An 11,751-nucleotide genomic window follows, 5' to 3' on the forward strand; every position below is an offset into this window, starting at 1 on the left:
TAGCTTATCCATATTCTCAAAGAGCACAGCTCTCTTAGATTTCAGGACGAAAATAATGCTTACGACAAACCGGAATATAGGTTTCATTACCGCCAATTTGGATTTGTTCCCCTTCGTAAACAGGTTTTCCATCCACTGTCCGCAAGACCATAGTCGCTTTTTTAGAGCAAAATTGGCAAATAGTTTTGATTTCATCAATTTTGTCCGCCAACAGAAGAAGATATTTTGAACCTTCAAAAAGCTCATTCCGGAAATCATTTTTTAAGCCAAATGCCATGACAGGAACATCTAAATCATCAACCACTCGGGCAAAATCATATACATGCTTCTTGGTCAAAAATTGCGCTTCATCAATCAAAATACAATAAGGTTTGGGATCCATCTTTTCAATAAGAGCATAGACATCCGTGTCATCTTCGATAGCAATGGCTTCGCGTTGCATCCCAATTCGACTCGCTACAACGCCCACTCCTGCACGCGTATCAATAGCAGAGGTCATAATCACCACATTTTTCCCCTGCTCTTCGTAATTGTGCGCCACTTTCAAAATCTCAATGGTTTTGCCAGAATTCATCGAACCATATTTAAAATAAAATTGAGCCATGTCAGCCTTCCTTCGTAGATATTCATTTCATTTTACCACAAATAGCAAAGCATGGAAAGACTAGTTGACATCTCGCACACAGCGAAATCCTGTATTGCTTGTTGAGGAAAGTGCAGTGTTACTATTACGTCCTGCATTGCGATAGCGTGCACAGGAAGAAATATGACACAGATAGACCCCCTCGCGTAGTGCACGTAAGCTATCCGCATGGGAAGGTATTATTTCCTGACTTTCTTGGATAAATTCTTGTGAGCTTTTCGTCGCAAATTCTTGCAAAGGAATTCGTCCAGAGTTGAGACACCATTCCCAGACATTCTCAATCATTTGATAGAGTCCATAGCCATTTGGTTCGTACCATTTTGCTGGTGCGGTCCCGATAAAACCGTCATCAGCGCTATTCCCCATGGGAAAATTAGACCTTCTTTTCCGCCACGACAGGCATATTCCCATTCGCTTTCGAGCGGTAATCGTTTTCCAGCCCATTTGGCGTAGTGGTAAGCATCATGATAAGAAACGTGGACGACTGGATGGTCCATACACTCAGCAATGGAAGATCCTGGACCTTCAGGCATGCGCCAAGAAGCATCTGCGACTTCATACCACCAGGTTGAACCAGCTGCCAGCCTAGCTTTTTTTTGCTCATCTGACAAGAGTAAGTGAAAAACATAGGAAAAACCAAAACGCTCTGCGTCTGTCACATAACCTGTGTCTTGAAAAAATGTTAAAAAATCACGATTGGTGACTGTTGTTTTATCCATATAAAAATCAGCCACGTGGACCTCTGTCGTGGGACCTTCCAAATCATCTTGAAAGCCTAGGTGGTCATTGGTTCCCATCAGAAAACGACCGCCTTTGATGAGTATCATTTCTTCATTACTTGTCATCAATCCCCTCCATAAAGTTTATTTGTGGCCACTTGGCATAGCGGAGTGGTTCATTTGATTGAGGTTGTCCAGGTGTTGATCGTCCATTTTTGATGTAGTCTGCTAAGGACTTGCTCAATTCTGCAACAATTTCTGGATGTTGGTCGATCACGTTATGCGTCTCACTGATGTCATCACGTAAATCATAAAGCTCATAGGCTTGATAATCATCAGAGATATCCAAACCTTGTGCCTTACGCAGGCGAACCTTCATGCCCCGACCGTAGCGAACGAAGGTTAATTTCCAAAAACCACGACGAATAGAAAAGCCACCATTCCCTGCCATAATGGAAGGTTGGAAACCGAATCTTCTGCTTCCGTATCTGATAAATCTACCTCCAGCAAATCGGCAATGGTTCGATAAATATCCGAATGCGACACCATGTGGTTGGACTGGCTGTTTGGTTCAATCACAGGTGGATAGGAAATAATGTTTGGCTCTCGATGGCCGCCTTCCCAAATATCAGACTTGGAACCGCGATAAATGGCACTCGAATCGTGTCGTGTCCTAGAGCATCTAGAACTTCAATGTCTGATACTCCTGATACACCATTATCACTCGTAAAGATCAACAAGGTATCTTGGTCCAGTCCTTTTTCTTTAAGACTATCCATAATTTGTCTGACATAGGCATCCATCTGGAGCACGAAATCTCCGTAAACACCGATACCAGACTTTCCTTTGAACTCATCCGCAGGAAGCAAGGGACCATGCACCAAATGCATAGGGTAATAGATAAAAAATGGCTGATCCTCTTGACTATAATCATCCATTAACTCCAAGACCTTGCGCTGCATATCAATAGGTATCTGCTTATTGCTGAATTCTGGCGCTGCAGGTCCTACCTGCCAAGTCCGTTGCTGATGACCACCTGTACGATCAATCTGGAAACGACCTGAAATGACTGTTGGCTCCTCCAAGACTCGATCATTTTCGGTATAAACATATGGTGGCTGATCCAACGAAGCCGAAGTCCCAAAGAAGCAATCAAACCCCATTTGTAGCGGACCATAGGTAATTGGCTGACTGTAATCAATATCTAATCCTTCAATAGCTGCCCAATTCTTCTTTTCTGAATGGTCAAAAAAGTGATCACGTCCTACTTGGTGAACTGGCTCTTCAAAATGATCAGGATTGAGCCCAAAACGAGTATAATCTTTCTCAGGTTTTAAGACCCAGTCTAAGTTCAAATGCCATTAAATCCCATAGCGTGATGGTGTACAAAGGGCCGATGTAGCATAGGAATCTGTAAAAAACATCCCCTGTTTTGCCAAGCGTTGTTCTAGAGACTCTGTTTTGATTTTGGATTGAGGATTAAAGACAGACACATCTCCTATCCCCAAGTCGTCTGCAAAAATAAGTATAATATTTGGTTTTTTCATGAGTTGTCTCCTATAAGTTACTAGCAATATTGTAAATAGACACAATCATCAACAGCACCATCAAAGTCATATAAAAACGCTCAATATTCTTTTCAGACAAACGTTGATTAAGCAGGGTTCCCAAGTAGCCTCCAATAATGGCCACCACCATCAAGTAGGGTAACATCCCTAGATTATAGGCTAGGGATTCTTTTGTTAAAATAGCAGAGCTGAGATTGGAGAATTGAGAAAAAAAGATAGTCGCAATAGAATAGACTGCTGCATCTCGAATGGAAAAAGAAAAGAGATACATGAGAAGAGCTACATTGAGAGGGCCTCCTCCAATGCCTAAAAAAACTGAAATGGTCCCGAGGAATAATCCCAAGGCAAAGATGACGAATAAATTTTTTGTATGAAGAGTTGCAATTTTTTCTTTGTTAATTGTATATAGAACAATGGTCACTAAAGTGAGTAAGAGCAAACTGGCCTGAATCACTTTCACTTGGCTAACTGAAAATGAACGAGTAGCTAGTGAAAAAATTTCTCCGCCCAATAATCCACCAATGACGGAACCAATTGAAACGGACAGAAGCATTTTAAGATCGAAAGAAAAGCCTTTTTTGTACTGCTTGTAAATGGCCACTAAACACATGGTAAAAACCACTACCGACGAGTAAAATCCGATAGCACTCGGTGTATCTTGTCCAATCATATCAAATAAAGGCTTAATAATGACACCACCACCAAGGCCGGTCACGGCTCCCACAGTCGTTGCCAACAAGACAATGAATAGATAAATCAGCATAGTGAATATCCCTCCTTCTCTTCATTATAGCACTATATAAAGGTATGTGAAAGCGGATTTATGATATAACAAAGAAAAATTTCAAGGGAGAATAGTATGCCATTTGTAAAAATTGATTTATTTGAAGGGCGCACAGAAGAACAAAAGATACAGAAGATGAAATGAAACGCAAATAGATTAAGAAAAATCCTCCACTACATTTTGTAGGGAGGATTTCTTTATACTTCTTGTGAACTAAATTAGCTCATATAGAGATCATGGTAGAAACCTTTATCGGCCAGTAAAGTTTCATGATTTCCTTGTTCGATAATTTGTCCATCTTTTAAGACCAGAATTTTATCGGCCTCTTGAATGGTGGACAAACACAAACGGTGGGCAATCACAAAGCTCGTTCGTCCCTGCATGAGACGTTTCATAGCTTTTTGAATCAATAATTCCAAACGAGTGTCAACAGAGGAAATTGCCTCATCTAAAATCAAGATTTTGGGATCAGCCAAGAGCGCACGCGCAATCGTCAATAGCTGCTTTTGTCCTAACGAAACATTGCTAGACTCTTGGTTCATTTCCATATTGTAACCACCTGGAAGTGTGCGGATAAAATGGTCTACATTGGCAGCTTTGGCAGCATCGACGATTTCTTGGTCCGTTCCGTTGCATCTAGATTTCCAAAACGAAGATTTTCCTTGATCGTTCCTTCGTAGAGCCAAGCATCTTGCAAAACCATGCCAAATTGCTTGCGGTATTCTTGGCGAGAAAGATTACGAATATCATGACCATCTACAGTAATAGACCCACTGGTCACGTCGTAAAAACGCATGAGAAGATTAATCAGTGTCGTCTTGCCAGCTCCAGTTGGACCAACAACGGCAATCATCTGACCAGACAGGCTCAACATCCAAATTGAAGTCGCGAATGAGTGGCTTACCTTCGATATATTGGAAATCAACATGGTTAAAACTAACCTGACCTGTCAAATCCTTATCCAGTGTTTCTGTCACATTAGCAGCTTCTTCTGTTTCATCCAACACTTGGAAGATGCGTTCCAAAGAGGACTTGGCGCTTTGTAAAATTCCCGCTAGCTGAGTCAAGGTCTGAATGGGTTGACCAATTTGGAAAACGTACTGAACAAAGACTTGGACATTCCCGATAGTCATTTTACCCGCCATGACTTGCAGGGCTCCTAGAAAAGCTATCAAAAGATAGGTAAAATCAGAAATTCCGTGCAAGATTGGCATCATAATTCCCGACACAAAACTAGCTTTGAAACCAACATCTTGAAGTTCATCCGTAATGTTGACAAATTCTTTGGCTGACATTTCCTCGCGACCATATAATTTTAAGACATTAAAACCAGTCAAATTCTCTTGGACAAATCCATTCATCTTCCCCAGAACATTGGCTTGACGTTTGAAATAGGGCTGAGATTTTTTAAGAATAGCCTGTGCACTAAAGTAGGTAATAGGCATACTTAACAAGACAACCAAAGCAAGTTTAGCATTCAAAATCAAGACCATAGCAATGACCAAAACCAAGCTGAGAATGGCATTGATGATCTGTAAGAATGATTGTTGCAAGGCGTTCGACACAGTCTCCACATCATTAGTAAATCGTCCTAGCATATCCCCGAACTGGTGCTTATCAAAATAAGAAATAGGGATATGATTGATTTTTTGACTCATATCATTGCGCAAATCACGAATGGAATGTTGCACAGTGCGCGTCATAAAATAGTTAGAACCATAGGCACCGATTTCATAGAAAAGGGCACGCACAGCATAAATTAGCAAAACCCAGAAAATATAGCCTGTATTGATACCAGCTCCTTCTACACCTTTTGCCATATCCAAAAGATTGCTAGTCAATTCCGTAATGACCAAACCAAGTACAAAAGGTTCCAGAACATTCATGACACTTGACACGATCTTTAGGAAAATAGCTAAAAAGAGAGACAGTTTATAGTGCTTGAGATAAGTCCACAAGCGTAAAAAGACATTTTTTCTTTCACAACTATTCTCCTTCTGTTAGACTCTGATTATTGAGCTGAGAATTGGCAATTTCACGATAAATGTCATTGCTTTCCACCAACTCAGCATGAGTACCACGTCCGACAATTTCCCCTTGGTCTAAGACGACGATCTGGTCCGCATCCATAATCGTTCTAACACGCTGCGCTACGATAAGGACCATCGCATTTCTGGTCACTTCTTTGAGACGACGACGTAAAACGGCATCCGTCTTGTAGTCCAGTGCAGAGAAAGAATCATCAAAAATATAGATATCAGGAGTCTTGACAACCGCACGTGCAATGGACAAGCGTTGTTTTTGACCACCCGATAAGTTGCTTGCACCCTCAGCCAGATGGGTTGCGTAACCCTCTTCTCGGCTAGCAATGAATTCTTTAGCCTGCGCTACTTCTGTCGCTTGGTCCAATTCTGGTATAGTCGCATCAGCCTTACCATACTGAAGGTTTTCTTGGATGGTTCCGGTAAATAGCAGAGCTTTTTGTGGAATAAAGCCAATCTTGCGGCGAAGAGCTTTTAGATTATAGTCTCTGACATCTACTCCGTCAACCAAAATCCGTCCTAAGGTTACATCAAAGAAACGCGGAATCAAATTAACCAAAGAGGATTTTCCTGAACCCGTTGAGCCAACAAAGGCAATCGTTTCCTCAGGTTTTGTTTTAAAGGAAATATTATGGAGAACAGGACTCTCTGTCTCGCCTGGATAGGCAAAGGTCACATTATCAAACTCCAGGTACCCCTTACTGTCTGTCTCAGTAATACCATCTTCATTCGGATTGATAGAAATAGGCGTGTCCATGACTTCCTGAATCCGACTGCTAGAGACTGCCATGCGCGGGTACATGGTAAAGAGATTAGCAAATATCAAGAATTAAAAAAGCGCGTGAAAGCTATATTCGATAAAGCAACCAAGTCACCAACTTGTAATTGAGATTTAGCCAATGGATCCAAGGCAAACCAAACAATAGAAAAGACCTTTTGAAATGTTTGTGTAGTCTTCATTTTTTTTCAGCAAAGCGCTCCTCTTGAAAATCCTCACGCGCAAAGGCACGTATAACCCGTAACCCCATAAGATTCTCGCGAACATATTGATTGATATGGTCTAATGTTTTCTGCTGTCTCTCTGACAGCGGACGAGTTTTGGCCGCTACATACAGCACAACAACAACCAAAAATGGCATAGAAACCGCCACGATCCAAGCAAGAGAGGGGCTAGTCATTAAAATCATGATCACAGAAAAAATCATCATGAGCGGAGTCACAATTCCTAAACGCAATGACATTTCAGCAAATTGCATCAGAACATAGGCATCACTGGTCATACGGGTCACAAGCGATGATACCCCAATCTTTTCAAATTCATGATGCGAATAGCCCTGCAACTTATGATACATATCCCCACGCATTTCTTTAATCATGGTGGTAGTCAGCTTACTAGATGCATAGGATAAGACAATCCGTCCTAAAATTCCCAAAAGAATAATAAGCAACATCATCAAGGCCCAGAAATTGAGCCGTTGGGGATTATTTTTTGTAATACCCTCATCAATCATTTTTGCCAAAATTGTTGGCATACCTAGATTGACAACAACAAAGAAAAATCCACCAATCAAGTCTAGCAATAACCACTTAGGCTTGGTTTTCAGATAAGACCAAATCAGATTCATAGTTCCTCCTTCGTACTAATTAGCACAGATAAGAAAGGGTTTGGGACAAAAATTGTTCCAAACCACTTTAGTGATAAAAATATGCTATCATGCACTTCAATGATGCTAGTATAGCATATTTTACATATTTTTATGAATAAATGACATTTGCTTCTAAAACTGTTTTAAAATTTTGAGCAAGCGTATGTGCAGCATTAAGCCACAAACAAAAATTCCCGTCGTCAATCCAATCCAGTAAGCTACCGGCCCTAATGGGGTTAACCAATCTAAAGCTAAAGCCAATGGCAGAGCAATAGACCAATAGGAGCTGACACCGATAATAAAGGGCATGGTTGTATCCTTGTAGCCCCGCAAAATTCCTTGAAGTGGTACCGCATAAGTATCTGCTAGCTGGAAAAAGAAGGCAAAGACTAAGAAACGTGATGTCAAAGAAATAAAATCGGGATCACTACCATAGAGGGAGGCAACCTCACTCCGAATGATTCACGTGCATCCTTGTAGCGCTTAGCCCCCACTTCATAAGCGATGGTAATAGGCATGGTCGTTGAAATACTGAGAGGAAAGACATAGAGCAAGGTGGTAAAGTTCATGGCGGATTGATGGGCAGCAATAACCTGAGAGGAGAACTTGGACATCAAAAGTCCCACTACAGCAAAAATCGCTACTTCAGCAAAAATCTGTAAACCAATTGGCAAACCTAAGCGCAAAGCTTCTGTCAATAACTCCAGACGAAAAGTCGTCGGCTGCCAAATTTGATAGGAACGGATTTTGGGATGAAGTAACATCACACCCACAACCACTAAGAGAAGCAACCAATAAGACAAAGACGTTCCTAGCCCTGCCCCTGCTCCCCCCATTCGAGGAAAACCGAATTTCCCATAAATCAAAACATAGTTGCATTGAAAAAGGAACGAAAAACACTGAATAACAACAAAGGCAGAATTCCTATCGTCATCAGTCGCAAATAGGCTTGACCAACCTCTAGAACATGTGGCTCCAAACCAAAGATAGCTAAAGCAGGAATAGCACCGCAAAACACCAGTATAAAGAGAACTCCCACCAACATCAGAGCCAAATAAACAAAATGATGTAATTCTGCTCGAATATTTTCCTTTTTATCTCTTCCCAAATGATGACCGACAATTGGAACTAGTGCCGACACAATTCCAGTCAATAAGTAAAAGAATGGGTTCCACAAGCTACTGCCCATGGAAACTCCAGCTAAGTCTGTTGTGTTGTATTGGCCCGTCATCATGGTATCAATGAAGGTTGCTGAAAAGTTAGCAAATTGATAAATCAATATCGGAAAAAATAGTTTGAAAAACAAACATATTTTCTCCTTGGTTGTTTGTGTTTGGTACATTTTCCTTCACTCTTTACTTCGTTTCTGTCATAAAAAAGAACTGTAACATCAGCCTCTTCACTCTTATCTTGGTAAAAAAGACCTGCAAAAGCAAGCCTTTTTTACCAGACTATTAGATAGAGTCCCCATTCCAAATGGAATTTTTCACAATTACATAATCCACACGTGTCAAACTCTGCAAGTCACGACCACCAGCATACGAAATAGAGGATTGCAAGTCTTGCTCCATTTCGGTTAATGTATCTTGCAAATGACCTTTTGCTGGAAGGAGAATTTTCTTACCTTCGACGTTTTTGTGCTCTCCCTTTTGGTACTCAGATGCAGAACCGAAATATTCTTTGAACTGCTCGCCATCTGCTTCAATGGTTTTTCCTGGACTTTCGATATGACCTGCAAAAAGCGAACCAATCATGACCATACTAGCTCCAAAACGGATAGACTTGGCAATATCACCGTGTGTACGAATTCCTCCGTCTGCAATAATTGGCTTACGAGCTGCTTTGGCACACCAACGAAGGGCCGCTAATTGCCAACCACCTGTACCAAATCCAGTTTTCACCTTAGTGATACAGACTTTCCCAGGACCGATTCCAACTTTAGTCGCATCTGCGCCAGCATTTTCCAGCTCACGAACCGCCTCTGGTGTACCAACGTTTCCGGCAATGACAAATGTCTCTGGCAATTCAGCCTTGATATGTTGAATCATCCGAATGACTGAATCTGCATGACCATGAGCGATATCAATGGTAATGTAGTCAGGGCAATCAATCCTTTTTCATGCATGCGTCTGATAAATGGAATACGACCTGCTTCATCAAACCGGTGCATAATATAAAAATAACCACTGCTCGCTAACTGTTCCGCCACATCTTTATCAATAATAGTCTGCATGTTTGCGGGCACAACAGGTAATTTGAAAATGTGTTTTCCAAATTGAATACTGGTATCGGCCTCTGAACGGCTACTGATGATACATTTATTTGGAACCAATTGAATGTCTTCATAATCAAAAACGGGTACTTCATTAAACATTTGTCTTTTTCTCCTTTAGGGGTGCTGACCTACCTATGAAATACAGGATTTGCACTTCATCGCGTCACGAGCGACGTGTTTCCTTAATTCATTTTACCCTATTGTTTGTTTTTTGTCAATATTTTAATAATAAATAGATATATAATTCGGTTTTTAATATATGTTTTTGTAAAAAAAAACAAACATCTGTTTCTAATAAAAACATTTGCTTGTCTTTTTGGTTTCACCAATAGAACATTCGTTTAATATTTAGATTTTATCTTAAAAAAGATGCTATAATTCGGTTCCTTCTAAAATTTCTCTAACTTTTTGAATGTCAGATACGGGAACTGCCACGTAAATGCTGTCCCCCACATGTAAGTGGTTGTTTCCTTTGACAACTTGACTCTTACCATGATGCACTTGCGAGGTAATGAGACTATTGTGCGGCAATTCAAGTTCGCTTACTGTCTTATTGGCGATATGTTCAGACACTACTACTTCAATCAGCGTCACACGACTATCTGATTCAACCTTTTCAGGCAATAATTTCTCCAGCATCGCTTCATAAACAGGCGCACCCTTGAGCAAGTCCATGACTACATAGGAGGTCAAAGCAACTAGACCGATAACCATGAGCTGGGTGAGATCTCCAACCATCTCTGTCACCAAAATCATGGCAGTTAGCGGAGCTTTTGAAATTGCCGAGAAAAAGCCAGCCATCCCTAGAATGATGAATAGAATCATTTCATCTTGACCAATGAAACCTATATCGAATGCCAGTCGTCCAAGGAGCATACCTAAAATACTTCCCAAAGTCAAAATAGGCAAGAAAATGCCACCAGGAAGACCACTTCCATAAGAAATCATGCTCCATACAAAACGAATCATAAGATAGAGAAGCAAAGTCGTCATAACAGGCAGTTGGCTAGGCATTTCCAAAATCAAATGATGTCCGCCTCCCAGCAATTCAGGCCAGAAATATCCAATCGGTAAAATACAAAGAAAGGCGAATAAACTGTAATAGTGCGGTTTTAAATGAAATATTTTTCCGATAAAACCATAGAAAACCGACATATTTAGAATAACTTTTTCATAAGCAAAACCTGCCAAACCAAGGACAATTCCAAATAAAATATAGCCCCAATAGCGTTTTAAATCTAGCATCGGCAACCGATCTGGCATATCTAAAACAGGCGTTAAACCAAAAATATTAAGAGAAATAAAATTGGCAGTAATGCTAGCAGCAAGAGCTGACACCCAAACCAAACGAGAAAATTGATGATAGACTTCTTCTACAATAAAGAGCAAACCTGCAATAGGAGCATTAAAAGCGGCTGCTAGACCAGCGGCTGCACCACTAGCAATCAAACTCCGTTTCTCCATTTCGCTGGTTTTTAGCCATTTGGCAACCCCCTTACCTGCCACAGCACCGAGTTGGATACTAGGACCTTCACGGCCCAACATCAGACCAGAAGCAATGGACAAAACACTACCAATAAATTTACGCCATAAAACAGACCACCAATTGAGGTGCATCAGCCCCTTTAGCTCTGCTTCAACCTGCGGAATCCCTGATCCTTTGACATCTTCGTCTCCCTTGACCAAATAACCAACAACAATGGCAGTTAGTAAGTAAATCACTAAAATCAGTAATAGGTACTCAGAATTTTCATGAGCGGCATGGAAAAATATTTCCATCCACCCAAAGAGAAATTCGATAGATAATCGAAAAAAGACAACCACAAATCCCGCAATTATCCCAACTAATATTCCCCGTAAGACAGACAGTAAAATGGATTGATGAATAAATTTTACTTCTTTACGATGGTTTTCCAACTTTTTCATCTCCTTTTCGAAAATAGGAGTAAGACCAAGCTTTTTATAAAAAGCTGCTGGTCTCACTCCCGCAATACCTACTAGTCATTGTTACAGTTTGTTAAGAACAAGTAAATTGACAGTAAGCAATTTTATTTTAAATTGATTTTAAGTCCGT

Annotated in this window: 8 protein-coding genes and 5 pseudogenes; 1 reads left to right on the plus strand and 12 read right to left on the minus strand. The window is 40.7% G+C overall.

Annotated elements, in window-relative coordinates; all coding sequences use genetic code 11:
- Positions 1-34: 34 nt before the first annotated feature.
- From AEX56_RS02985 to AEX56_RS03010, 7 genes and pseudogenes are all read right to left on the minus strand, one after another.
- Positions 35-604 carry a thymidine kinase gene (locus AEX56_RS02985; RefSeq protein WP_049617839.1) on the minus strand — a complete coding sequence of 190 codons (570 nt, stop codon included), beginning with the start codon at positions 602-604 and terminating at the stop codon, positions 35-37.
- A 60-nt stretch (positions 605-664) separates the two neighbouring features.
- Positions 665-1,488: pseudogene (locus AEX56_RS02990) on the minus strand (formylglycine-generating enzyme family protein).
- Positions 1,478-1,813 (minus strand): hypothetical protein, encoded by a 336-nt coding sequence (locus AEX56_RS02995; protein WP_049617841.1) that lies wholly within the window; start codon positions 1,811-1,813, stop codon positions 1,478-1,480. Before AEX56_RS02995 ends, AEX56_RS02990 begins: the two are co-directional and overlap by 11 nt.
- A complete protein-coding gene (locus AEX56_RS08395) occupies positions 1,765-1,941 on the minus strand; it encodes a hypothetical protein (protein WP_165497245.1) in 177 nt (58 codons plus the stop codon). Before AEX56_RS08395 ends, AEX56_RS02995 begins: the two co-directional genes overlap by 49 nt.
- Positions 1,938-2,717 (minus strand): sulfatase-like hydrolase/transferase, encoded by a 780-nt coding sequence (locus AEX56_RS03000; protein ID WP_049617842.1) that lies wholly within the window; start codon positions 2,715-2,717, stop codon positions 1,938-1,940. Before AEX56_RS03000 ends, AEX56_RS08395 begins: the two co-directional genes overlap by 4 nt.
- Positions 2,718-2,723: 6 nt before the next feature.
- Complete coding sequence (locus tag AEX56_RS03005) at positions 2,724-2,909, minus strand: sulfatase-like hydrolase/transferase (RefSeq protein ID WP_049617843.1); 186 nt, start codon at positions 2,907-2,909, stop codon at positions 2,724-2,726.
- 10 nt (positions 2,910-2,919) lie between these two features.
- Positions 2,920-3,693 (minus strand): sulfite exporter TauE/SafE family protein, encoded by a 774-nt coding sequence (locus AEX56_RS03010; protein WP_049617844.1) that lies wholly within the window; start codon positions 3,691-3,693, stop codon positions 2,920-2,922.
- A 96-nt stretch (positions 3,694-3,789) separates the two neighbouring features.
- Between AEX56_RS03010 and AEX56_RS09490 the strand changes: the two genes are divergently transcribed.
- Positions 3,790-3,858: a tautomerase family protein gene (locus tag AEX56_RS09490; protein WP_131542158.1), complete on the plus strand. Its 69-nt coding sequence runs from the start codon at positions 3,790-3,792 to the stop codon at positions 3,856-3,858.
- Between the two features lie 74 nt (positions 3,859-3,932).
- Here the strand turns inward: AEX56_RS09490 and AEX56_RS03015 are convergent.
- From AEX56_RS03015 to AEX56_RS03035, 5 genes and pseudogenes are all read right to left on the minus strand, one after another.
- A pseudogene (locus tag AEX56_RS03015) lies at positions 3,933-5,672 on the minus strand (ABC transporter ATP-binding protein).
- Positions 5,673-5,700: 28 nt separating this feature from the next.
- Positions 5,701-7,381: pseudogene (locus AEX56_RS03020) on the minus strand (ABC transporter ATP-binding protein).
- Positions 7,382-7,534: 153 nt separating this feature from the next.
- Positions 7,535-8,744 (minus strand): annotated as a pseudogene (locus AEX56_RS03025) (MATE family efflux transporter).
- Between the two features lie 112 nt (positions 8,745-8,856).
- A pseudogene (locus AEX56_RS03030) lies at positions 8,857-9,776 on the minus strand (GMP reductase).
- Between the two features lie 273 nt (positions 9,777-10,049).
- Positions 10,050-11,594, minus strand: a complete 1,545-nt coding sequence (locus tag AEX56_RS03035) for a ClC family H(+)/Cl(-) exchange transporter (RefSeq protein ID WP_131542058.1) — start codon at positions 11,592-11,594, stop codon at positions 10,050-10,052.
- Between the last annotated feature and the right edge of the window lie 157 nt (positions 11,595-11,751).

It is taken from the genome of Streptococcus sp. X13SY08 (genome assembly GCF_001182825.2).
In the GTDB taxonomy this organism is placed as follows: domain Bacteria; phylum Bacillota; class Bacilli; order Lactobacillales; family Streptococcaceae; genus Streptococcus.

Bases quoted from the DNA above. Each gene is read 5' to 3' on its own strand.
- AEX56_RS02985 (WP_049617839.1), bottom strand. From the start codon at position 604: ATGGCTCAATTTTATTTTAAATATGGTTCGATGAATTCTGGCAAAACC.
- AEX56_RS02995 (WP_049617841.1), bottom strand. From the start codon at position 1,813: ATGGCAGGGAATGGTGGCTTTTCTATTCGTCGTGGTTTTTGGAAATTA.
- AEX56_RS03005 (WP_049617843.1), bottom strand. From the start codon at position 2,909: ATGAAAAAACCAAATATTATACTTATTTTTGCAGACGACTTGGGGATA.
- AEX56_RS03010 (WP_049617844.1), bottom strand. From the start codon at position 3,693: ATGCTGATTTATCTATTCATTGTCTTGTTGGCAACGACTGTGGGAGCC.